Raw genomic sequence first — 21,667 nt, forward strand, 5'->3', positions numbered from 1 at the left:
CTGACGAGGCAATTATGACCAGCCGCCTGAACCCCGAAGACCAGAAACATGTCGAAGAGTACCTGCAACTGTCCCAACACCGTGTCGAGCGCCGGCCATTCCGGCCGTGGATGCTCCTGGCGCTGGTACTGGCAGTGACCATTGGTCTGGGCCTGTTGAGCCGATTTATCAGTTACCTGACGCTATGAGCTGCTTGGCGCTCGCTTGGGTAACCGCACCGATTTCCTTTAAAAACCTTGCGAGTTATCCCTATGTCCCATCGTATTGTTATTGTCGGCGGCGGCGCCGGCGGTCTGGAGTTGGCTACCCGTCTGGGTAAGACTCTGGGCAAGCGCGGCACGGCCAGCGTGATGCTGGTCGACGCCAACCTGACGCACATCTGGAAGCCCCTGCTGCACGAAGTGGCCGCCGGCTCGCTGAACTCTTCCGAAGACGAACTCAACTATGTTGCCCAAGCGAAATGGAACCACTTCGAGTTCCAGTTGGGGCGCATGAGCGGGCTCGATCGCGCCCAAAAGAAAATCCAGCTGGCCGCCACCTATGACGAAAGCGGCGTAGAACTGGTGCCTGCGCGTGAAGTGCAGTACGACTCGCTGGTGATCAGCGTCGGCAGCACCACCAACGATTTCGGCACTCAGGGCGCAGCGCAGCACTGCCTGTTCCTCGATACCCGCAAACAGGCCGAGCGCTTCCACCAGCAACTGCTCAACCACTATCTGCGCGCGCATGCGGGGCAAACCGATGTGGTCGAGCAGATCAGCGTAGCCATCGTCGGTGCCGGCGCCACAGGCGTTGAGCTGGCCGCAGAGTTGCACAACGCGGCACATGAACTGGCAGCTTATGGTCTCGACCGGATCAAACCGGAAAACATGCACATCACCCTGATCGAAGCCGGGCCACGGGTGTTGCCAGCCTTGCCGGAACGCATCAGCGGCCCGGTGCACAAGACCCTGGAGAAACTCGGCGTCAACGTGATGACCAACGCTTCGGTCAGCGAAGTGACGGCCGACAGCCTGATCACCGCCGACGGTAACGAAATCAAGGCCAGTCTGAAAGTCTGGGCCGCAGGTATTCGGGCACCGGGTTTCCTCAAGGACATCGACGGCCTGGAAACCAACCGCATCAATCAACTGCAAGTGTTGCCGACGTTGCAAACCACCCGCGATGAGAACATCTTCGCTTTCGGTGACTGCGCCGCCTGCCCGCAGCCGGGCACCGATCGCAACGTACCGCCGCGTGCCCAAGCCGCGCACCAACAGGCGTCGTTGCTGGCCAAATCGCTGAAACTGCGCATCGAAGGCAAGACTTTGCCGGAGTACAAATACACCGACTACGGTTCGCTGATCTCGCTGTCGCGTTTCTCGGCCGTGGGTAATCTGATGGGCAACCTGACCGGCAGTGTGATGCTCGAAGGCTGGCTGGCGCGGATGTTTTACGTGTCGTTGTACCGCATGCACCAGATGGCACTGTATGGGCCATTCCGCACAGCAATGCTGATGCTCGGCAGCAAGATTGGTCGCGGGACCGAGCCGCGCCTCAAACTCCACTGATGCAATACCTGTAGGAGCTGCGGCACGCTGCGATCTTTTGATCTGGTTTATTGAATCAAGATCAAAAGATCGCAGCGTGCCGCAGCTCCTACAGGGTTTTGTCTTGAAGATATGTGTCTGACTGTATCCCTCCACACCTTTCCCACCTTCGCTTACAAACTCCCCCGCTCCGCGACACAGTCGCGATACACCGCCACTGCTTAATGGCCACACCCGAGCAACACCCGCTCAGGCTCTCGTCCTCACGTGTGGTTGCGTTGCGCAGCCCAGGAGAATGTAAATGTCCCGCACTTCGACTCTCGGTAAAAGCGCCGGAAGGCAAATGCGGTGAAGGTAAATGTGGCGATGCATCGATGGCCAAAACCGACAGTGATGGCGACGGCAAGGTCTCCCGGGGGGGTTCCTCAAGGTCGCGCCAAAGTCCGACTTCGACAAGATCGACACCAACCATGACGGCTTCATCGACGAGCAAGAGGCCCAACAACGTGAAGGCCAATTTCGAAGCCAATGGCAAGAGGATGCCTAAAGGCCTGTTCGAACACCTGAAGGATCAAGACGGCGCCTGAACAGCTTGGAAGGCCCAGTTGGTGCTTATTTAGCGGCCTTTGTAGTGGAAAGAAGCGCCCGGTTTCAAAACCGGGTGCTTCAGCCAGAGGAGGTAACTAATCAGATCACCTCAACACAGCGAGTACCGCTACGTCCCAACGCATTACCCCTATCCCACAACAGTATCTGAAAGCAGAACCGTCCTTTGGGTACGCTTTTTTTAATAGTCAGATCAAAATGACCATCCCCTCCCATCATAAACTCATCGCTAAGGGCATCCTCTTTCCCAGGAGTTACGACTCTTACGCGATGACGAGCATGTCCACCACCTGTTACGCGGATTGTTTGACTTACTTTAGCATTCTCAGCCGGAGTAACTACGTAAGGCGGCGATATGGGCTTGGGCGGGTCAGGACGGCCTGGATATGCGCTTGAGGTTTCTTGTTCGTCGGACATGATTCATTCCTTTTGAATAGGTAAGAAAAAAGCTGACTACAGCTTTTTTTAGTCCGATCAATATTTTTTTACACCTGTCATTCCTGACAGTCCAGACAGGCGGTAGCACTTAGAATCACCAATAAATACCTTACACGCGCCCATTTTCTCGCCTTTTCTTTAAAGCTCCACCCTCACCAGCCACGACCGGAGCAAGCATGTAATGTGGCGCTCCACGCTGCTGCACAAGCGCAAAAATTTCAGACAAAAAAAATCCCCGTATCTTTCGATACGAGGATTTTTAATATGGTCGGGGTAAGGGGATTCGAACTCCTGACATCCTGCTCCCAAAGCAGGCGCGCTACCGGACTGCGCTATACCCCGGTAAAAAAAGGCGACCTTTCAGTCGCCTTCTTCGATCAGCGCTTTTGGCCTCTGATCTTAAGATTCGATTCCAGCGTTAACTGGTTTCAAAAATGGTGGGTCGTGTGGGATTCGAACCTACGACCAATTGGTTAAAAGCCAACTGCTCTACCAACTGAGCTAACGACCCAAAAATGGTCGGGGTAAGGGGATTCGAACTCCTGACATCCTGCTCCCAAAGCAGGCGCGCTACCGGACTGCGCTATACCCCGGCTTGAAATTGGCTCCGTGACCAGGACTCGAACCTGGGACCCAATGATTAACAGTCATTTGCTCTACCGACTGAGCTATCACGGAACTACATATTTCAATTTACAACGGTGAAACTTACAGCTCTTAGACTCTCGTTCGCATCGCTGCGTTCGTGTGTCTGAGGCGCGCTATTCTACAACCTAGAACACCTCTGTCAACCCCCTAAATTGCTTTCAAGTTAATGATTTGCAACTTATTTCAGATTTCAACTCAGTGAGCTGAGACCGTCTTGGCGACTGACTGCGGGGCGCACTTTACAAGCCTTTTCCTTTGAGTTCAACAGCCTAACGAAAAAAAAGGCCCCACAATGTGGGGCCTGCCAATTTTCATTGGCGTTTGGACTTAGTTGAAAACGATTTCGTCGTTCTCGACCACGCCGGTTGCCGTGTCGCCTGGCATGAAATGACCCGAAAGAATCAATTGCGCCAACGGGTTTTCGATCCAGCGCTGGATCGCCCGTTTCAGAGGACGTGCGCCATACACCGGGTCGTAACCAACCGCGATCAGCTTGTCCATTGCTTCCGGACTCAGTTCCAGCTTCAGTTCACGCTCAGCCAGACGAGTACGCAGACGACCCAACTGGATCTCGGTAATGCCCGCGATCTGATCACGCGCCAGAGGCTCGAAGATCACCACTTCGTCGACCCGGTTGATGAACTCCGGACGGAAGTGCGACGTCAGCGCATCCATCACCGCAGCACGCTGCGCCTCACGATCACCGACCAGTTCCTGAATCTGCACAGAACCGAGGTTCGAGGTCATCACGATCACGGTATTGCGGAAGTCCACCGTGCGGCCATGGCTGTCGGTCAAGCGACCATCCTCAAGCACTTGCAGCAGGATGTTGAACACATCCGGGTGCGCCTTCTCGACCTCGTCCAGCAGGATCACCGAATAAGGCTTGCGACGTACAGCCTCGGTCAGGTAACCGCCCTCTTCGTAACCGACGTATCCCGGTGGCGCACCGATCAGCCGTGCCACGGAATGTTTTTCCATGAACTCGGACATGTCGATCCGCACCATCGCCTCTTCTGTATCAAAGAGGAATTCGGCCAGCGCCTTGCACAGCTCGGTTTTACCGACACCGGTCGGGCCGAGGAACATGAACGAGCCGCTCGGACGGTTCGGATCGGACAACCCGGCACGCGAACGCCGTACGGCGTTGGCCACGGCGACCACGGCTTCTTCCTGGCCGATCACCCGTTTGTGCAACAGGCTTTCCATCTTCATCAGCTTGTCGCGCTCGCCTTCGAGCATTTTCGACACAGGGATGCCGGTCCATTTCGACACGACTTCAGCGATCTCTTCTTCAGTCACCTTGCTGCGCAGCAACTGGTTTTCGCTCTTGCCGTGCTGATCGACCATTTGCAGGCTGCGTTCCAGATCCGGGATCACCCCGTACTGCAACTCGGCCATGCGATTCAGATCGCCTTTACGACGAGCCGCTTCCAGCTCCTGACGGGACTGTTCGATCTTCTGCTGAATCTGTGCAGAACCCTGCACCTCGGCTTTTTCCGAGTTCCAGATTTCTTCCAGATCCGAATACTCACGCTCAAGACGGACGATTTCCTCCTGGAGTTTCTCCAGACGTTTCATCGCCGCTTCGTCGCTTTCTTTCTTCAGCGCCTGCGATTCCACCTTCAACTGAATCAGGCGACGCTCCAGACGATCGAGCACTTCCGGCTTGGAATCGATCTCCATGCGGATACGGCTGGCGGCTTCGTCGATCAGATCGATGGCCTTGTCCGGCAGCTGCCGATCGGTGATGTAGCGATGGCTGAGCTTGGCCGCGGCAATGATTGCGCCGTCGGTAATCGCCACCTTGTGGTGAACCTCGTAACGCTCTTTGAGGCCGCGCAGGATGGCGATGGTGTCTTCTTCGCTCGGCTCATCCACCAGGACTTTCTGGAAGCGTCGTTCGAGCGCTGCGTCCTTCTCTATATATTGGCGGTATTCGTTGAGCGTGGTCGCGCCGACGCAGTGCAACTCACCACGCGCCAAAGCAGGCTTGAGCATATTGCCGGCGTCCATCGAGCCTTCGCCTTTACCGGCGCCAACCATGGTGTGCAGTTCGTCGATGAACAGAATGATCTGCCCTTCCTGCTTCGACAGCTCATTGAGCAGCGATTTCAGGCGTTCTTCGAACTCACCGCGATACTTGGCACCGGCAATCAGCGCGCCCATATCCAGCGACAGCAAACGCTTGCCCTTGAGGCCATCCGGCACTTCGCCGTTGATGATGCGCTGGGCCAGACCTTCGGCAATCGCGGTTTTACCCACGCCAGGCTCACCGATCAGCACCGGGTTGTTCTTGGTGCGGCGTTGCAACACCTGAATGGTGCGACGAATTTCGTCGTCACGGCCGATCACCGGGTCGAGCTTGCCGTCTTCGGCGCGCTTGGTCAGGTCGACGGTGTATTTATCCAAAGCCTGACGCGACTCTTCGTGGTTGGCGTCATTAACTGCTTCGCCGCCACGCAGGTTGTTGATCGCGTTTTCCAGGGCTTTTTTGCTCACGCCCTGGCCGAGCAGCAACTTGCCAAGCTTGCTGTTCTCGTCCATTGCAGCGAGCAGCACCAGCTCACTGGAAATGAACTGGTCGCCCTTCTGTTGGGCAAGACGATCGGCCTGATTAAGCAGGCGCGCCAGATCCTGCGACATATTCACGTCGCCGGTCGGGTTCTGGATTTTCGGTAATTGGTCGAGCTCTTTGGTCAGCTCTTTACGCAAGCTGTTGACGTCGAAGCCCACCTGCATCAGCAGAGGTTTGATCGAACCACCCTGCTGTTCAAGCATGGCTTGCATCAAGTGCGCCGGCTCGATGGCCGGATGATCGTGGCCGACAGCCAACGACTGGGCGTCGGACAAGGCCAACTGTAATTTGCTGGTTAAACGGTCTATTCGCATAAGTCACCTTCCTTTTGAGCAGGCCGGACCTAAAAACCATCCTGAATAAAGAAACCTGCCAGATACCGCTATAGATGCGGTCGATTCTGGAAGATTCAAGCGTCAGCGGGTTGATTCAGGTCAGGCAAGTCTAGCGGGTGCCCAGCTTCGCAAATACGATCCTCTTTTGACGAGTGGCTGTTTTCGTCAGGCAAGGCGCCGCGACGAGTCATAGCCCGCTATGGCGAGAAGCGGCAACGCAGCATGACGAAAAACAGACGCCGTCAAAAAGGAATCGTATTTGTGAGGCTGGGCGCCTCAAGCCAGATAAGGGAGGCAAAGCGACCCGTGCGCGACGCACGGCGATAAGAGAAGAAGCGTGGATCGGTCACGGTGCAGAAGCCGCCGCCGTAAACCGCTGTAACACCGCGAGCTGCCAGACGCAGGCGCGCCAGCCTATAGATGTCAGCCATGAATTTGCTGGCATTGCTGCTCGGTACAAAGGCATCGACTGCTTCCGGCAATTGACTGATGAAGACTTCCCGAACTTCCGGGCCGACTTCGAAGGCTTGCGGGCCAATGGCGGGGCCGAGCCAGACCAGCACGTCTTCTGCTGGAACATCGAGCGTGTCGAGTGTGGCTTCGAGCACTCCGGCTGCCAAGCCACGCCAACCGGCGTGCGCAGCGGCAACGCGAGTACCCGCACGGTCGCAGAACAACGCTGGCAAGCAATCGGCCGTCATTGCCGCACAGGCAATGCCGGGCGTAGCGGTCCAACTGGCGTCAGCGGTCGCAACAATGCCCGGATCAGCATGCGCCACGGCAATCCCGTGCACTTGCTGCAACCAGGCAGGCTGTATAGAGAAGTGATCAGTCAGACGCCGACGGTTCTCGGCGACAGCCTCAGGACGATCATCAACATGATCGCCCAGATTGAGGCTGTCGAACGGCGCCTCGCTGACACCGCCCTCGCGGGTGGTGACGCAGGCTTTGACGCTGGCCGGCGCAGGCCAGTCCGGCGTCAGCCAGTTCATCCGATGAATGCCTCGCGATCCTGTTTGAGCAGGGTCAGCAGCCAGACGAAATCTTCTGGCAGCGGCGATTCCCAGCTCATGCGCACACCGGTCGTCGGATGATCCAGTTCAAGGAAACGCGCGTGCAGGGCCTGACGCGGGAAGTTCTTGAGGGTTTCGACCATGTTCAGGTTCGCTGCCGGCGGAATGCGGAAACGACCGCCGTACGCCGGGTCGCCGACCAACGGGAAGTTGATGTGCGACATGTGTACGCGAATCTGGTGAGTACGACCGGTTTCCAGTTTCACCCGAACGTGGGTGTGGGAACGGAAGCGCTCCAGCACGCGATAATGGCTGACAGCAGGCTTGCCGCCTTCCATCACCGCCATGCGCTGGCGCTGCTGGCCGTGGCGACCGATCGGCGCGTTGATCTTGCCACCGGCGGTGACCACACCAATCACGATGCACTCATAGATGCGGCTGACGCTGCGACTCTGCAATTGAGTAACAAGCTTTGTCTGCGCCTGAATGGTCTTGGCCACCACCATCAGACCGGTGGTGTCCTTGTCCAGACGATGCACGATACCGGCGCGCGGGACATTGATGATGTCCGGCACGTGGTGCAGCAAGGCGTTGAGCAAGGTGCCATCAGCGTGACCGGCAGCCGGGTGCACCACCAGGCCCGCAGGCTTGTTGATCACCAGAATGTCGTCGTCTTCATAGACGATGTCGAGCTCGATGTCCTGGGCGATCCACTCGCCCTGGGCTTCCTGCTCGGCAGTCAGCTCAAGGATGGCACCGCCGTGCACGATGTCGCGAGGGCGGATGACCGCCCCGTCCACAGTCAGGCGACCTTCTTTGATCCAGGCGGAAAGGCGCGAGCGTGAGTGCTCAGCGAAGAGTTGGGCAGCGACTTGATCGAGGCGTTGGCCGCCCAATTCGGACGGCACCTCTGCGCGAAGTTCAATTTTATCGGACATGCTCTGACTGTGCGTCGGCACAGCTTTTGGTTTCGGCTGCGCGCTTGTGGTTAAATACGGCGTCTTTTGCCCCGAGGCTTTTCAACGGGGCGCTCATCATAACAGGACGGCCCCGCCCAAGACAGCGGCCGTCATAGGGACGCAAGCCGCCATGCAAGTGAAACACCTGCTGCTGATCGCCATCCTCGCATTGACCGCTGCTTGCTCATCGAAGGAAGTCGTAGACGAAAACCTCAGCGAAGCCGAGCTGTATCAGCAGGCTCAGACTGACCTGGACAACAACAGCTACACCAGTGCCACAGCGAAGCTGAAGGCTCTGGAGTCGCGTTATCCGTTCGGTCGCTACGCCGATCAGGCACAGCTGGAGCTGATCTACGCCAACTATAAAAACGCCGAGCCGGAAGCTGCAAAGTCCGCCGCCGAGCGTTTCATTCGTTTGCATCCGCAGCACCCGAACGTGGATTACGCGTACTACCTTAAAGGTCTGACCTCTTTCGACCAGGACGTCGGCCTGCTGGCGCGCTTCCTGCCGCTGGACATGACCAAGCGTGACCCGGGCGCCGCGCGCGACTCGTACAACGAGTTCGCTCAGCTGACCAGCCGCTACCCGAACAGCCGCTACGCGCCGGACGCCAAGCAGCGCATGATTTATCTGCGCAACCTGCTGGCGGCCTACGAAATCCACGTGGCCGACTACTACCTGACCCGTCAGGCCTACGTTGCTGCCGCCAACCGTGGTCGCTATGTAGTGGAAAACTTCCAGGAAACCCCATCGGTCGGCGACGGCCTGGCGGTGATGACTGAAGCCTATCAGCGTCTGCACCTGGACGAACTGGCGGCCACCAGCCTGGAAACCCTGAAGCTCAACTACCCGAATCACCCGAGCCTGCAGGACGGTCAGTTCGTGCCACGGGTTGCCGAAGCCGACAACCGTTCGTTCCTGAGCAAGGCGACTTTGGGTCTGATCGAGTCGCGTCCACCGCTGCCGCCGGGCGAAACCCGCGCCAACCAGGACGTACAGAAGCAGTTCCAGGACGCGAAAGACGCGATCCCGAACGATCTCAAGCCTAAAGACGAAAACGGCGACGTGATCGAAGAACCGGAGCCTGAGTCCACCAGCGACCGTTCGTGGTTCAGCTACATGACCTTCGGCGTGTTCGACTGATCACACCGGATGGACAAAAAAGGGAGATCTGCGGATCTCCCTTTTTCATGTCCGCGCTTTAATAGGCTGTGCGCTTGTCGGGTCCTTGGCTAAACTGCCGGATCATCAGTCGAAAAGCCGCTCATCATGCTTCGTTTATTGTTCTGGATCGCCGTCATTTTCGCCGCGGTGTGGCTCTGGCGTAAATTCAAGGCGCCCATCGCTTCAAATCAATCCAACCGTGCCCCGCGCGAGCAAGACGCGTCGCCGATGGTGCGTTGCGCCCACTGCGGCGTACATCTGCCGCGCGACCGCGCGCTGAGCGTTCAACAACAGTGGTATTGCAGCCAGGCTCACCTCGAGCAAGGCCCGGGTGCCAGTGATCGCTGAGGCCGCCAACGCCGACAGCAAACAGGCTCAGCGTCTGCTGCGCCTTTATCATCTCTACCGTTTAAGTGTCGGCATCACCCTGGTGCTGTTGATCTCCAGCAACATGGACAACCGCCTGCTGACGTCGATTGACGACGATTTGCTGCGCAGCGGCAGTTGGCTGTATCTGGTGTTGAACATATTGCTGGTGGTGTTCCTCGAGAACACCCGACGCCCGGCGCAGCTGTTCAGCCTGGCGCTGGTCGACGTATTGCTGCTGTGCGGCTTGTTCTACGCCGCCGGCGGTGTCGCCAGCGCCATAGGCAATCTGCTGATCGTTTCAGTAGCAATCAGCAATACCCTCCTGCGCCGACGCATCGGCCTGCTGATCGCCGCCATAGGCGCACTCGGCATGGTCGGCTCAAGCTTTCTACTGGGCTTCAGCCACCCGCTCAGTGCCAATGATTACTTACAGGCCGGCACCCTCGGCGCTCTGTGCTTTGCCGCGTCGCTGCTGGTGCAGGGGCTGATTCGACGCCTGGAAGTCAGCGAAACACTCGCCGAGCAACGCGCGAGCGAAGTGGTCGGCCTCGAAGCGCTCAACGCATTGATCCTGCAACGCATGCGCACCGGCATCCTGGTACTCGACGCAGAACGCCGAGTGCAACTGGCCAATCACAGCGCCCAGACCTTGCTCGCGCAAGCGCATTTACCGGGCCACTTGATCGATGACTATTCGCCAGCGCTGGTTGATCGCCTGCAACTGTGGATGAATAACCCGACCTTGCGCCCGCAAAGCCTGAAGATCCCCGGCAACGGCCTCGAACTGCAGCCGAACTTCATCGCCCTCGAACAGAGTCCGAACCAGCAAACCCTGGTCTTCCTCGAAGACCTCGCGCAGGTCGCCCAACAAGCCCAGCAACTGAAACTCGCCGCACTCGGGCGTTTGACCGCCGGCATCTCGCACGAGATTCGCAATCCGCTCGGTGCCATCAGTCATGCCGCGCAGTTGTTGGCCGAGTCCGAGGAACTCGATGGCGCGGATCGGCGTCTGACGCAGATTATTCAAGATCACTCTCAGCGCATGAATCGTGTCATCGAAAACGTTCTGCAACTGTCCCGTCGCCAGCAAAGTGCGCCGCAACGGCTGGATCTCAAGCCGTGGCTGGAAAACTTCGTTGCTGAAAGCCGCGAGCAGGCCAGCGAGCGCCAGCAGGTTCACCTTCGGATCAACTCGGGTGAATTCGCCACGCTGATGGACCCCGACCAGCTCACGCAAATTCTCGACAATCTGCTACGCAACGGCTGGCGCCACAGTGCCCTGCTGCATGAGCAGGCGCAGGTCTGGCTGGCGTTATTCGTCGACCCGGAAAGCCAGTTGGCCGTGCTCGAAGTGCAGGACAACGGCCCTGGTGTACCGCTCGATCAGCAGGCGCACCTGTTCGAACCGTTCTTCACCACCAGCAGCCAAGGCACCGGCCTTGGGCTTTATCTGTCCCGTGAGCTGTGCGAAAGCAACCAGGCGCGCCTAGACTTCAAACCACGCCAAGGCGGCGGCTGCTTTCGCATCACCTTTGCTCACGGACGGAAACAAAGTTGAACACGAGCCCACGGCAAAAAATCCTCATCGTCGACGACGAGCCGGATATCCGCGAACTCCTGGAAATTACCCTGGGACGGATGAAACTCGATACTTTCAGCGCACGCAATCGGGGTGAAGCCCAGGCACTGTTGCAGCGCGAAACCTTCGCACTGTGCCTGACCGACATGCGCCTGCCTGACGGGACGGGGCTGGAGCTGGTGCAGCATATCCAGCAACGTTATCCACAACTGCCGGTGGCGATGATCACCGCCTATGGCAGCCTGGAAACAGCAATCAACGCGCTGAAAGCCGGGGCCTTCGACTTTCTCACCAAACCGGTGGACCTCACGCGGCTGCGCGAACTGGTTGCTACAGCCTTGCGTATGCCTGCGGCTGGCAGTGCCTGTACCTCGATTGATCGGCGCTTGCTCGGCGATTCGCTGCCGATGCGCAATCTGCGCAAACAGATCGATAAACTCGCCCGCAGCCAGGCGCCGGTGTACATCAGCGGCGAATCCGGCAGCGGCAAGGAATTGGTCGCACGCCTGATTCACGAACAGGGGCCGCGCGCCCACCAGCCCTTTGTACCGGTGAACTGCGGGGCGATTCCTTCGGAGCTGATGGAAAGCGAGTTTTTTGGTCATCGCAAAGGCAGTTTCACCGGCGCGGTCGAGGACAAACCGGGGCTGTTTCAGGCGGCTCACGGCGGCACATTGTTTCTGGATGAAGTGGCGGACTTGCCGCTTTCGATGCAGGTGAAGTTGCTGCGGGCGATTCAGGAAAAAGCCGTACGCAGCGTCGGCGGCCAGCAGGAAAGCGTGGTCGATGTGCGGATTCTCTGCGCCACGCACAAGGATCTCGATGCCGAGGTCGCTGCCGGGCGTTTCCGTCAGGACCTTTATTACCGGTTGAACGTGATCGAACTGCGCGTGCCGTCCCTGCGTGAGCGCCGCGATGACATTGAAGTGTTGGCGGCTCATATGCTCAAGCGACTGGCCAGCGGTAGCGGCCAACCGGCGGCACGTCTACATGCAGCGGCATTGGAAGCGCTGAAGCGTTACCGCTTTCCGGGGAATGTGCGGGAACTGGAGAACGTGCTCGAGCGCGCGCACACCTTGTGCGAGAACCAGATGATCGAGGCTGAGGACTTGCGGCTGAGCGAAGGCAATTGCGCGGCGGATGGCGGGATTGCCGATCTGACGCAGATCGATAACCTCGAGGATTATCTGGAAAACGTCGAGCGCAAACTGATTTTGCAGGCGCTGGAGGAAACCCGCTGGAATCGCACGGCGGCGGCGCAGCGCTTGAGTCTTTCGTTCAGATCGATGCGCTATCGGCTGAAAAAACTCGGTCTGGATTAGCCTCTAAAAGATCGCAGCCTTCGGCAGTTCCTAAAGGGAACGCATTTCAATGTAGGAGCTGCCGAAGGCTGCGATCTTTTGATCCTGACTTTAAATCCGCCCCGCAGGCGCATACGGCGCCGGATCGATAATCGGCGCCCGACCCAACATCACATCGGCAAACAACTGACACGACGCCGGCGCCAGCACCAGCCCATTGCGGTAATGCCCGCAGTTCAGCCACAAGCCATCAAACCCCGGCACCCGACCAATGTAGGGAATGCCTTCAGGCGAGCCCGGTCGCAACCCTGCCCAATGCCCCACCACTTCGGCATCCGCCAACGCCGGCAATAACTCGATCGCCGAAGCCTTGAGGCTTTCCAGCGCCACTTCGGTCGGCGTCTTGTCGTAGCCTTCATGCTCCAGCGTGCTGCCGATCAGGATATGTCCATCACGACGCGGGATTGCATAACGCCCCTTGGCCAGCACCATACTCGGCAGAAAATCTGCCTCGCACTTGTAGAGGATCATCTGGCCTTTGACAGGTTCGACCGGCAGCAACAGGTCCAGCGTCTTCAGTAGATCACCGCTCCAGGCGCCTGCCGTCAACACAACCTGATCACCCTCGATGACACCTGTGGAAGTCTTTACGCCAACAACCCGCGCGCCCTCGCGAACAAAACCGCTGACTTCACATTGTTCGTGAACCGTCACGTTCGGCAGTGCCAACAGGGCTGCCTTCAACGATTTCACCAGACGCGGATTACGTACATTCGCGACATCGGCCATGTAGATCGCCCGCGAAAAACCGCCGCCAAGCACCGGCACCGCGTCATGCGCCGCCGAGATATCCACAGCCCGCAACGGGCGGTTTTCCCGTTCGGCCCAGGCCAGCGCTTCTGCTTCGTCTTCCAGATCCAGCCAATACAGGCCGGTGGTGTGTACTTCAGGATCAACGCCGGTATCGGCAAACAAGCGCTCACCGAGCTGTGGATAAAAATCCTGCGACCAGTGCGCCAGCGCAGTCACTGCCGGGCTATAACGCCACGGATACAACGGCGAAACGATACCGCCCCCCGCCCAGGACGATTCCTGGCCGACATTCGAACGATCCAGCAGCACCACGCTGCGCACTTCGGAGGCGAGGTTGTAAGCGGTCAGCAGGCCAATCACCCCGCCACCGACAATCACCACTTGCTGTTGCCTGGTCATGTTTGATCCAACCGTAAAAAAGACAGTGGGCGCAAAAGGCGCCCGAAAGAAAGCGCCTCAGCGGCCCCAGCAATCCTTGGTGGTCAGCCCGGTGGTCGCGTTGTTCATGCTCCTGACACCGGTATTGGTCAGGGTGAAATCCCCGCACTTGTCGGTGGCCATGGTCGTGCCGGTCTTGCGAGTCGCCGTCAGCAGGAACGTCTGGTCAGTGATCGTCGGCGTTATGGTGTAGAAATCATTACCCGCGCTCAACCCGGTGATCCCGGTGTAAACATTGTTCTTGGTATAGAACCGTTCGAGGATCTGCGATTGTTCCGACAGCAGCGTCACCACCTCGGCGCGACGGCCCTTCTTCACGTATTCGGTGAGGCTTGGATAGCCGATGGTGATGACGATCCCGATGATCGCAATCACGATCATGATTTCGATCAGGGTAAACCCGCGGTTGGATCTGCGCATGCCTCAAACTCTCACTTACTGTATTTGTCGCCACATGATGCGACGGCTGCCGCCGCCGCCCTTTTCCACCAGGGTGCTAATGGTGCCACTGGTATCGGTCACGACTTTGCCCGTCCCGCCATTGACGATGGAGTTCAGGGTCGGAATGCCGCCATTGAACACCACACCACTGGAAATCGTGTCATTGCTGTCAACCACGCCATCGGCATTGGTGTCGAGCACGGCGTAGTTGAGCATCTTACCGCTGAACGCATCGAGTTCGACCAGTTTGCCGGTGCCGAAACTCGAACAGGGATCGGTGGTATCAACACTGGCAGTGGTAAACACAATCCGCCCAAGCACCAGACTGGCCTGATTGATCACCCGCTCGCCGGTCAACGCGCTGTTATACACCAGCGGCAAATACCAGCCCTTCTCTGCCGGATAGGTCGTGTCGTTCTGGGTCGTCGTCACGAACTGCCCGGTACTGCCGGAGAACACCCCAGTAATCGCCTGCGCCTGCAGGCTGCTGACCGTCAACTGCCCCGAACCACCATCGGCGTCCCACACTGAGTAGAAAGCCTGCAGATCCTTGTTGGTCTTGTCGGCCGTTTCGTTGAACTTGCCGGTGCCGAAGAAAATCTGTTTGCCACCCAGCGAGTTGTCCGCCAGCAACGGCTGGGCAGTAATCGGCTGCGTCGTGCCGCCGGCGGTGGTGAACAGCGGCTTGCCGGAAAATGCCACGCCCCAGCTGTCGGTGCTCGTCGCACTCAGATCGAACTTCCATAACCGCCCCTTCAGGTCACCGCCATAAGCGGCTTGAACCACGTTCGATGAATTGACCTTGAGCTTTACCGACGACAGTCCGTTGGTGGTTTCAGTGCTGTCGATGACCATTTTCTTGATCAGCGAACCGTCGCGCACATCCAATACATACAGCGCCGCCACGCCCGAATTGCTGCCATAACCATTGGCGATGAATGCCGCCCAGCGACCATCGGCCAAGCGTGCCACTTCCGGGCGGGCGTAGGCATAACCCAGATCATTGAAAACGTTGGCTGTGCTGGCGGTGGTTGGCGCGCTGACTTCCCACAAGGCATTGAGCGCATTGCCCGCCGAAGCGTCGAACAATTGCAGCGCATAGAACGTCTTGCCACCGGCGCCTGTACCGCCGATGGCCAGGGTTTTCCAGGCACTGTTGAATTGCAGGTCATACACGCCGACCTGCCCATCCACCAGAAACTTGTGGCTGACGCCATTGATGTAGGCCGGGTCGGCAATCAGCCGTAGCGACGGCAACACACTGGACGGCATATAGGCGTAGCGCCGGGTACCGTTGGCCGAGTTGATGACGTTGACGAAACCGTCGTTGGCATTCACCACCAGGCTGGTGTTCATGTTCGCGGCTTTGGTGGTGAGATAGGTGCTGTAAGTGGTGTCGCCCGACAGATCCGACGCGGTTTTGTCCGTGGGCGAGGCCAGTACCAGCGGCGAATTGATGATGTCGCCCAGCAGAACGCTGCGTACCTTGAGCCCGGTTTTGTTGGTGCCTTTGCTCCATTCCACCAGATCGCTACCGCTGATGCCGGTAGGCAGGCTCTGGCTCAGCGTGGTCTGTTGCGTGGCGGAGAAATTGCCGTAGGCAAGGGTGACCGCCGCGTTGCTCGAAGTGTTCCACGATTGATAAGTGGGCGCGGTGACGCCGGGCACTATCGTCGTATCGGTGGTCCAGAGTGTCGCTGAGGTATTCACTGCGCCAGCGGAATTGAAGGCAAATGACTTGATCGTGCCGCGCCAGTCCTTGGGGTCGTAGCTGGTCTGAAAAAAACTGCTGCTACTGCTCAGCGTGGTGCCACTGGTGACGCCACTGCCGCCAGAGCCAGCCTTGGAGGTGATATCGCTCAATGCCGATGACAAAGCCGTGTTGAGCCCGGTGCTGTCGTTTGCCTGGTAATACCTGCCCTGCCCGTAACTCGCAGCATCGGACAGCATGGTGTTGGCCGCCGTGAAGCCGACGGTGTAGGTGTTCATGTTCTGCTTGGGAAAATCCACCGCATTCCAACTTTTGCCCGCAGCATCAGTACCGGTCGAACGCATGTCGATATCGAAGGCGAATTTGGCGACGTCATCCAGATACAGCGTGTCGCCTTCGTTATCACCGTTAAGGTTGTTGCCATCATTGTTGACGCCGTCCCAGTTCGGTAAGCGAGTGCCGCCCAATGGATCGTTGGTCGGAAAGGTACGGTCGAAGGTCGGCAAACCGTCGGTGATCACCACGCCATAGTTTTTCTGGCAACGGTACTGGATCGGGCTGGTGTAGGTGGTTGGCGTGGTGTTGTAGTACGGCGTCATGCCGCGCATGTAGCGGGTAATTTCGTAATAGGTTTCGGCCAATGGCGTGTTGGATACCGCCGCCAGAGCATTGATCGAGGATATAAGCGCGTTGTAGTTGGTATCGGCTTGAGCTTGGGTAACGCTGCCGGAAACCGGCGCCAGATCGCTGATCGCGCGGGCAATGTAACCACCATTCCCGGAGTTGCTGCTGGTAACCGGATTGAAGGTCGACAGGCCGATGCGCAAGTTCCGGTTACTGCTCACCAACGCAGTCGACACGTTACGCGCAACGTTGATCCGGTAGTCGGTAGGGATCGTGCCGGTCGTAAAGTCACGGTTTGCACCATTGGCCAGCCCTACCAGATAGGCAATGTAATCGCCGGTGTATCGCGTGTTGCCACTACCGACCGGATCCGGCAGCTTCAGGCATTGTGGAATCAGGCTGTTGTTGTAAAACGCATAGGCGCCGCCCGAGCAACCGGAGGTCGGCAGGCTCGACAGAAACACCGGATCGCCGGTGATCGTTGATGACGTCAGGCACAGCCCGAGCACTGCGTTGCATTGCCGTGCGGGGGTGCGGGTAACCGTCGGATCAAACCCTGTCGCATAGATAATGCTGTTCATGCTGCCGGAGTCGTCGATCAGCAGCATCACATTGGGCGGTACCGCTGCAGCACTCAGCAGCGGTGAGTCGGAAGGCGTAAACGCCCAGGCCGGCGCCGCCAGATAAAAACTCAGCAACAGGCCAAGCAGCAGCATCCGGCACCGATCAATACTTCGCATAGACACTCTCCACTACGCTACGCGAAGTGCCGGCGATGCCGACAGCGGTCACTCGATACAGCGTCGCCGAAGTATTGCTCGGCACATTCACCGCAGTGAGCGTGGTGCCGATGTTCTGCACCCCATAAAAACCATTGCCGGCGGCGATCCAGGTCACGCCCGAAGTCGAATTGAGTCCAGCAGAACTGACCACCGAAGATTCCGCCGGTGGTGCACATTGAGTCGTGCTGGCACACACGGCCAATGAATAATTGGCAAGCTGCACGGCACTTTCACCGACACGTAACGTCGCCTCGGCCGTCTGGAATGACTGATTGCGCAGGCTCACACTGCCGGCCATTTTTTCCTGCAGATTGGCACTCTGCATCGAAGACAGACCGATCACGGTCAGCAGCAACAGAAACACCAGCGTGACCAGCAGCACCATGCCGCGCTGGGTCTGAGGCTGCTGGAGAGAACGACTCATCAGCCGGCCCTCACTGCAAGCGGTTGCGCAAAGCGGCAACCACGTTGAAGGTTTGATTACTGACCAGATTGTTCGGGTCGGTGAGGGTCAGACTCAGACGCACGCTGCGGATGCGCGCCGGATCGCTGGGGTTGCTGCTGTAGCTCGAAGCCGCTACATCCGTCGCCGAGGCGGCCAGACCGAAGGTGACGTTGAAGGCATTGACGTTATTCACCAGCACCTGCTGGGTCGGGGTGCCGCTGCCAGTGCCCATCAGAATCTGGTTGTTACTGAAGCTGTAGACCAGACGACGAATCGGAAAAGCGATTTGCCCGCTCGCCGCCGCTCGCAATCCGGTATAAGCCGTCGCGCTGTTGCGGCAATCGGACACCACTGTCCAGGTAGGCGTGCCACCATTGCCCCCGACGTCGGCGGTCACCAGCGTCAGTTTCTGATTGGCGTTATCCCAACTGATCGGGAGGATTTGTGCAGCACTGAAATCCCCCGCCGTACTGGCATCGGTGATGGTGCCCAGGCAACCGAACATCCCGACCATACGCAGCTCCTGAATCATCTTGCTCAACACGAAACGCGCATCTTCCTGCATGGCAGCGGCACTGTTCTGGCTGACATATGTGTTTTTCGCCGCGATGAAAATCTGCACCACACCCAGCACCACGATCAGCCCCAGAGCCAAGGCAATGAGCATCTCGATCAGGCCGAATCCCCGATTATGGCGCTTCATGGCGTGGTCACCGGATCGACCGCGGCGCGACTGCTCAGGACAAAACTGCGCGGCGCGCTGGCGGTGTTGGCCGCGCGTGCGTCGCTCCAGTTGATGGTGATGGTATAGACCCGTTGATTGAGCGTGATGCTGCCGGTGGCGGTCGGGCCGCCGAAATTGACAATATTGGTGGTGAAATCGTAGAGGTCCTGATCGCGGGCAACGCTGAGATTGCCCGAGGTCGGTGGCGTGACGGTGTAGTCGGCACCTGAGTTGGCGCGAATACGGTCCATCATGTCGTACGCAATGAAACTGGCCTGACTGGTCATCCGCGAGCTGTCGGTGTACTTCAGCGCATTCAGTTGCACCGCCGCCGCGCCGAGCAGCCCGACCGTCAGAATCAGCAACGCGACCAGTACCTCGATCAGCGTCATGCCCTCCTGTGCGCTTCTACTCCCTGCCCTCATCCGCAACTTCCACTCAATTGAATTCGTCCGTTCAAACACACGTTCAGCGTCCTGCTTTGTGTGCCCAGCGTGTAACTGATGACCACCGCCGTCGACGGTGCCGCCAGACCGCCGAGATTATTGAAATCCAGTGCGGTCACTCCTGAGGGTAGCGTCAGAGTTGCGCCGCTGCTCATTGCTGGAACAACCCGCAATACATTGGCCGGAGTGCCAGTACTGTCGTAGACCGACAATTCGCCGGTCCATACGCTGCCGCCGGCCGTTGGGCGCAGGCGAAGGGTGGTGCCGCGGTCAATGGCTTCGAGCCTGACAAAATTGATCGCCCGTTGCAGATCGGCCATTTCGGTATCGGCCTTGCTGCTTTGTATCGACTTGGTAAACGCCGGTACCGCCAGGGTGATCAGGATCACAAAGATCGCCACCGCGGCCAACACTTCGATCAGCGTGAAACCTTTTGTACGAAAACCCATCGATGCCCTCCGTTGCCGTCGGCTATACCTGCTTCTACACGCTAGAACATCCAACCGACCTGTGTCGGTTGATTTGCCCTGCGCGGCGCACGGATCGCGCCGTTCATCACCCGCCATGGAGGGAAATTTCATGCCGTCACAAGGCTTCAGCCTGATTGAACTGCTTATGGGACTGGCGATTGGCGCAATTGTTCTGCTACTGGTCAGCCCGGCGTTTGCCACACTCAAGGAATCGAATAATCGTGATCTGGCGGCGCAATCGCTGCTTGATGGCATCCGCACCGCTCGCAGCATGGCCATTACGCACAGTCAGAGCGTAGTCATCCACGGCATCAACGGCGATTGGAGCCAGGGCTGGCGGATCATTCTTGATCTTAGCGGCGAAGGTCCGAAGGACAGCAACAATCCTTTGTTGGTCGAACGCGCCAGTGACGGGCGAGTGCCGATTGTCGGCAATTGGTCGGTGAGTCGTTACGTGCGTTTCAGCAGTCTGGGACAACCGCTGATGCCCGGGCGGGCATTTCAGGCTGGGACATTACATATCTGCTCGACTCGCGAACCGGTCAGCCAGCAGCAGATCGTGCTGGCGGCTAGCGGTCGAGTGCGCCTGAGCAGTACAAAAACTGAGCAGGCGCTGTGTCAAAAAGCGCAGAACATCAAATCGAGCGGACGCGCAGTTCCTTCGGCATCGAGAACGTGATGTTCTCTTCACGCCCGGCCAGCTCATCGGCACCGGTTGCGCCCCAGGCCTGCAATTGCTGGATAACACCCCGTACCAACACTTCCGGCGCCGAAGCACCGGCGGTGATACCGATACGCTCGACGCCATCGAACCAGCTCTTCTGCAGGTCTTCGGCACCGTCGATCAGGTAGGCGGGCGTGGCCATGCGCTCAGCCAGTTCACGCAGACGATTGGAGTTGGAGCTGTTCGGGCTGCCGACCACCAACACAACGTCGCACTCGTCGGCCAATTGCTTGACCGCGTCCTGACGGTTTTGCGTGGCGTAGCAGATGTCGTCCTTGCGTGGGCCACCGATGGCCGGGAAACGCGAACGCAGGGCATCAATGACGCGACTGGTGTCGTCCATCGACAGCGTGGTCTGAGTCACAAAGGCGAGTTTTTCCGGGTCATGTACCTGCAATTCGGCGACGTCTTTCTCGTCTTCGACGAGGTAGATCGCGCCGCCATTGCTGGCGTCGTACTGGCCCATGGTGCCTTCGACTTCCGGGTGCCCGGCGTGGCCGATCAGGATGCACTCGCGACCGTCGCGGCTGTATTTCGCCACTTCGATGTGCACCTTGGTCACCAGTGGGCAGGTGGCGTCGAACACTTTCAGGCCACGGCCGGCGGCTTCGGTACGCACGGCTTGAGAAACGCCGTGGGCACTGAAGATGACGATGACATCGTCCGGCACCTGATCCAGTTCTTCGACGAAGATCGCGCCACGACTGCGGAGGTCTTCGACGACAAACTTGTTGTGCACCACTTCATGGCGCACGTAGATCGGCGGCCCGAAGACTTCCAGAGCGCGGTTGACGATTTCGATCGCCCGGTCCACGCCGGCGCAGAAGCCACGGGGGTTGGCGAGTTTGATTTGCATGCTGTGCCTCGTGTCTTGCGCGCAAGAAATTAGATCAATCACCCTTGTAGGAGCAAAGCTCTGTGTTGAGGGGATTTATCCCCGTTCGGCTGCATAGCAGTCGTCTACCTTTCAGTGCATTCATTGAGAATTGCAGTGATTGGTTCGGGGGCGCTTCGCACCCCAACGGGGATAAATCCCCTCGCCACAAAGTTCGCTCCCACAAAGTCCGCTCCCACATGGGTTGCGGTGTTACTTATAGCGCTTTGACGGAGATAATTTCGACGTCAAAGGTCAGCGTCTTGCCTGCCAGCGGGTGGTTGAAGTCGATGGTCACTTGCGTGTCATCGAACTCTTTCACCACGCCCGGCAGCTCAGTATTGGCCGCATCGTTGAAGATCACCAGCAAACCTGGTGACAGCTCCATGTCGACGAATTGCGAGCGCGGGATGATCTGCACGTTCTGCGGGTTAGGCTGGCCGAAGGCGTTTTCCGGCTCGACGGTCAGCGTGCGCTTGTCGCCGGCCTTGAAACCGAACAGCGCCGCTTCGAAACCCGGCAGCAGGTTGCCATCGCCGACCTTGAAGGTCGCCGGGGCTTTGTCGAACGTACTGTCGACGGTGTCGCCGTTCTCCAGGCGCAATGCAAAGTGCAAAGTGACTTCCGTGTTCTGGCCGATGCGTTGCTCTGCCAA

Annotated in this window: 20 protein-coding genes, 4 tRNA genes and 1 pseudogene; 8 read left to right on the forward strand and 17 right to left on the reverse strand. The window is 58.4% G+C overall.

Features of this window, described 5'->3' with window-relative positions; genetic code table 11:
- Nucleotides 1–14 precede the first annotated feature (14 nt).
- The 3 genes and pseudogenes from JFT81_RS19300 to JFT81_RS19310 all read left to right on the forward strand — a co-directional run.
- Nucleotides 15–188: a DUF3094 family protein gene (locus JFT81_RS19300; RefSeq protein WP_201228539.1), complete on the forward strand. Its 174-nt coding sequence runs from the start codon at nucleotides 15–17 to the stop codon at nucleotides 186–188.
- A gap of 63 nt (nucleotides 189–251) precedes the next feature.
- Nucleotides 252–1,550 carry an NAD(P)/FAD-dependent oxidoreductase gene (locus JFT81_RS19305; RefSeq protein ID WP_201228540.1) on the forward strand — a complete coding sequence of 433 codons (1,299 nt, stop codon included), beginning with the start codon at nucleotides 252–254 and terminating at the stop codon, nucleotides 1,548–1,550.
- A 299-nt stretch (nucleotides 1,551–1,849) separates the two neighbouring features.
- A pseudogene (locus tag JFT81_RS19310) lies at nucleotides 1,850–2,116 on the forward strand (EF-hand domain-containing protein); the annotation flags it as partial.
- A gap of 100 nt (nucleotides 2,117–2,216) precedes the next feature.
- Here the strand turns inward: JFT81_RS19310 and JFT81_RS19315 are convergent.
- The 8 genes from JFT81_RS19315 to rluD all read right to left on the reverse strand — a co-directional run bounded on the left by JFT81_RS19315 (nucleotide 2,217) and on the right by rluD (nucleotide 8,085).
- A complete protein-coding gene (locus JFT81_RS19315) occupies nucleotides 2,217–2,552 on the reverse strand; it encodes a hypothetical protein (RefSeq protein ID WP_201228541.1) in 336 nt (111 codons plus the stop codon).
- A gap of 286 nt (nucleotides 2,553–2,838) precedes the next feature.
- Nucleotides 2,839–2,915: transfer RNA gene (locus tag JFT81_RS19320), tRNA-Pro, on the reverse strand.
- A 93-nt stretch (nucleotides 2,916–3,008) separates the two neighbouring features.
- Nucleotides 3,009–3,084: transfer RNA gene (locus tag JFT81_RS19325), tRNA-Lys, on the reverse strand.
- A gap of 5 nt (nucleotides 3,085–3,089) precedes the next feature.
- Nucleotides 3,090–3,166: transfer RNA gene (locus JFT81_RS19330), tRNA-Pro, on the reverse strand.
- 9 nt (nucleotides 3,167–3,175) lie between these two features.
- Nucleotides 3,176–3,251 (reverse strand) — tRNA-Asn (locus tag JFT81_RS19335).
- Nucleotides 3,252–3,548: 297 nt separating this feature from the next.
- Complete coding sequence (gene clpB / locus JFT81_RS19340) at nucleotides 3,549–6,113, reverse strand: ATP-dependent chaperone ClpB (RefSeq protein ID WP_007909871.1); 2,565 nt, start codon at nucleotides 6,111–6,113, stop codon at nucleotides 3,549–3,551.
- A 263-nt stretch (nucleotides 6,114–6,376) separates the two neighbouring features.
- Complete coding sequence (pgeF, locus tag JFT81_RS19345; protein WP_201228542.1) at nucleotides 6,377–7,126, reverse strand: peptidoglycan editing factor PgeF; 750 nt, start codon at nucleotides 7,124–7,126, stop codon at nucleotides 6,377–6,379.
- Nucleotides 7,123–8,085 (reverse strand): 23S rRNA pseudouridine(1911/1915/1917) synthase RluD, encoded by a 963-nt coding sequence (gene rluD / locus JFT81_RS19350; protein WP_201148851.1) that lies wholly within the window; start codon nucleotides 8,083–8,085, stop codon nucleotides 7,123–7,125. The genes pgeF and rluD overlap by 4 nt, the downstream gene beginning before the upstream one ends.
- Before the next feature lie 151 nt (nucleotides 8,086–8,236).
- On the opposite strand from rluD, the gene JFT81_RS19355 reads away from it, so the two are divergent.
- The 4 genes from JFT81_RS19355 to JFT81_RS19370 all read left to right on the forward strand — a co-directional run bounded on the left by JFT81_RS19355 (nucleotide 8,237) and on the right by JFT81_RS19370 (nucleotide 12,541).
- Nucleotides 8,237–9,250 (forward strand): outer membrane protein assembly factor BamD, encoded by a 1,014-nt coding sequence (locus JFT81_RS19355; protein ID WP_201228543.1) that lies wholly within the window; start codon nucleotides 8,237–8,239, stop codon nucleotides 9,248–9,250.
- 126 nt (nucleotides 9,251–9,376) lie between these two features.
- Nucleotides 9,377–9,619, forward strand: a complete 243-nt coding sequence (locus JFT81_RS19360) for a PP0621 family protein (protein WP_201228544.1) — start codon at nucleotides 9,377–9,379, stop codon at nucleotides 9,617–9,619.
- A complete protein-coding gene (locus JFT81_RS19365; RefSeq protein ID WP_201230590.1) occupies nucleotides 9,609–11,198 on the forward strand; it encodes an ATP-binding protein in 1,590 nt (529 codons plus the stop codon). The genes JFT81_RS19360 and JFT81_RS19365 overlap by 11 nt, the downstream gene beginning before the upstream one ends.
- The gene (locus JFT81_RS19370) at nucleotides 11,195–12,541 is read left to right on the forward strand and encodes a sigma-54 dependent transcriptional regulator (RefSeq protein WP_201228545.1); all 1,347 of its coding nucleotides are present in this window, start codon (nucleotides 11,195–11,197) and stop codon (nucleotides 12,539–12,541) included. The genes JFT81_RS19365 and JFT81_RS19370 overlap by 4 nt, the downstream gene beginning before the upstream one ends.
- A 90-nt stretch (nucleotides 12,542–12,631) precedes the next feature.
- Here the strand turns inward: JFT81_RS19370 and thiO are convergent, their stop codons facing one another.
- The 7 genes from thiO to JFT81_RS19405 are packed head-to-tail and all read right to left on the reverse strand — an operon-like array spanning nucleotide 12,632 to nucleotide 19,393.
- Nucleotides 12,632–13,732, reverse strand: coding sequence for a glycine oxidase ThiO (thiO, locus tag JFT81_RS19375; RefSeq protein WP_201228546.1), 1,101 nt, complete (start codon nucleotides 13,730–13,732; stop codon nucleotides 12,632–12,634).
- A 57-nt stretch (nucleotides 13,733–13,789) separates the two neighbouring features.
- A complete protein-coding gene (locus JFT81_RS19380) occupies nucleotides 13,790–14,191 on the reverse strand; it encodes a type IV pilin protein (protein WP_201228547.1) in 402 nt (133 codons plus the stop codon).
- A 15-nt stretch (nucleotides 14,192–14,206) separates the two neighbouring features.
- Nucleotides 14,207–17,287 (reverse strand): PilC/PilY family type IV pilus protein, encoded by a 3,081-nt coding sequence (locus JFT81_RS19385; RefSeq protein ID WP_201228548.1) that lies wholly within the window; start codon nucleotides 17,285–17,287, stop codon nucleotides 14,207–14,209.
- Nucleotides 17,274–17,753: a PilX N-terminal domain-containing pilus assembly protein gene (locus tag JFT81_RS19390; protein WP_201228549.1), complete on the reverse strand. Its 480-nt coding sequence runs from the start codon at nucleotides 17,751–17,753 to the stop codon at nucleotides 17,274–17,276. Before JFT81_RS19390 ends, JFT81_RS19385 begins: the two co-directional genes overlap by 14 nt.
- Before the next feature lie 10 nt (nucleotides 17,754–17,763).
- On the reverse strand, nucleotides 17,764–18,477 hold the full coding sequence (locus JFT81_RS19395; protein WP_201228550.1) for a prepilin-type N-terminal cleavage/methylation domain-containing protein: 714 nt from the start codon (nucleotides 18,475–18,477) through the stop codon (nucleotides 17,764–17,766).
- Nucleotides 18,474–18,923 (reverse strand): type IV pilus modification protein PilV, encoded by a 450-nt coding sequence (gene pilV, locus JFT81_RS19400; RefSeq protein ID WP_201228551.1) that lies wholly within the window; start codon nucleotides 18,921–18,923, stop codon nucleotides 18,474–18,476. Before pilV ends, JFT81_RS19395 begins: the two co-directional genes overlap by 4 nt.
- On the reverse strand, nucleotides 18,920–19,393 hold the full coding sequence (locus JFT81_RS19405; RefSeq protein ID WP_201228552.1) for a GspH/FimT family pseudopilin: 474 nt from the start codon (nucleotides 19,391–19,393) through the stop codon (nucleotides 18,920–18,922). The genes pilV and JFT81_RS19405 overlap by 4 nt, the downstream gene beginning before the upstream one ends.
- Before the next feature lie 130 nt (nucleotides 19,394–19,523).
- Here JFT81_RS19405 and JFT81_RS19410 point away from each other — a divergent pair, with 130 nt between their 5' ends.
- Complete coding sequence (locus JFT81_RS19410; protein WP_201228553.1) at nucleotides 19,524–20,093, forward strand: GspH/FimT family pseudopilin; 570 nt, start codon at nucleotides 19,524–19,526, stop codon at nucleotides 20,091–20,093.
- Here JFT81_RS19410 and ispH read toward each other — a convergent pair.
- Both ispH and fkpB read right to left on the reverse strand, forming a co-directional pair.
- Complete coding sequence (gene ispH / locus JFT81_RS19415) at nucleotides 20,050–20,994, reverse strand: 4-hydroxy-3-methylbut-2-enyl diphosphate reductase (protein ID WP_096820867.1); 945 nt, start codon at nucleotides 20,992–20,994, stop codon at nucleotides 20,050–20,052. The two genes, JFT81_RS19410 and ispH, sit on opposite strands and share 44 nt — an antisense overlap.
- 235 nt (nucleotides 20,995–21,229) lie before the next feature.
- Nucleotides 21,230–21,667: an FKBP-type peptidyl-prolyl cis-trans isomerase gene (gene fkpB / locus JFT81_RS19420; RefSeq protein ID WP_178087437.1), complete on the reverse strand. Its 438-nt coding sequence runs from the start codon at nucleotides 21,665–21,667 to the stop codon at nucleotides 21,230–21,232.

Origin of the sequence: Pseudomonas sp. TH43 (assembly GCF_016650635.1) — a bacterium.
GTDB lineage: Bacteria > Pseudomonadota > Gammaproteobacteria > Pseudomonadales > Pseudomonadaceae > Aquipseudomonas.

Coding starts and splice junctions, on each gene's coding strand:
- JFT81_RS19300 (WP_201228539.1), top strand. CDS start 15: ATGACCAGCCGCCTGAACCCCGAAGACCAGAAACATGTCGAAGAGTAC.
- JFT81_RS19305 (WP_201228540.1), top strand. CDS start 252: ATGTCCCATCGTATTGTTATTGTCGGCGGCGGCGCCGGCGGTCTGGAG.
- JFT81_RS19315 (WP_201228541.1), bottom strand. CDS start 2,552: ATGTCCGACGAACAAGAAACCTCAAGCGCATATCCAGGCCGTCCTGAC.
- clpB (WP_007909871.1), bottom strand. CDS start 6,113: ATGCGAATAGACCGTTTAACCAGCAAATTACAGTTGGCCTTGTCCGAC.
- pgeF (WP_201228542.1), bottom strand. CDS start 7,126: ATGAACTGGCTGACGCCGGACTGGCCTGCGCCGGCCAGCGTCAAAGCC.
- rluD (WP_201148851.1), bottom strand. CDS start 8,085: ATGTCCGATAAAATTGAACTTCGCGCAGAGGTGCCGTCCGAATTGGGC.
- JFT81_RS19355 (WP_201228543.1), top strand. CDS start 8,237: ATGCAAGTGAAACACCTGCTGCTGATCGCCATCCTCGCATTGACCGCT.
- JFT81_RS19360 (WP_201228544.1), top strand. CDS start 9,377: ATGCTTCGTTTATTGTTCTGGATCGCCGTCATTTTCGCCGCGGTGTGG.
- thiO (WP_201228546.1), bottom strand. CDS start 13,732: ATGACCAGGCAACAGCAAGTGGTGATTGTCGGTGGCGGGGTGATTGGC.
- JFT81_RS19380 (WP_201228547.1), bottom strand. CDS start 14,191: ATGCGCAGATCCAACCGCGGGTTTACCCTGATCGAAATCATGATCGTG.
- JFT81_RS19385 (WP_201228548.1), bottom strand. CDS start 17,287: ATGCGAAGTATTGATCGGTGCCGGATGCTGCTGCTTGGCCTGTTGCTG.
- JFT81_RS19390 (WP_201228549.1), bottom strand. CDS start 17,753: ATGAGTCGTTCTCTCCAGCAGCCTCAGACCCAGCGCGGCATGGTGCTG.
- JFT81_RS19395 (WP_201228550.1), bottom strand. CDS start 18,477: ATGAAGCGCCATAATCGGGGATTCGGCCTGATCGAGATGCTCATTGCC.
- pilV (WP_201228551.1), bottom strand. CDS start 18,923: ATGAGGGCAGGGAGTAGAAGCGCACAGGAGGGCATGACGCTGATCGAG.
- JFT81_RS19405 (WP_201228552.1), bottom strand. CDS start 19,393: ATGGGTTTTCGTACAAAAGGTTTCACGCTGATCGAAGTGTTGGCCGCG.
- JFT81_RS19410 (WP_201228553.1), top strand. CDS start 19,524: ATGCCGTCACAAGGCTTCAGCCTGATTGAACTGCTTATGGGACTGGCG.
- ispH (WP_096820867.1), bottom strand. CDS start 20,994: ATGCAAATCAAACTCGCCAACCCCCGTGGCTTCTGCGCCGGCGTGGAC.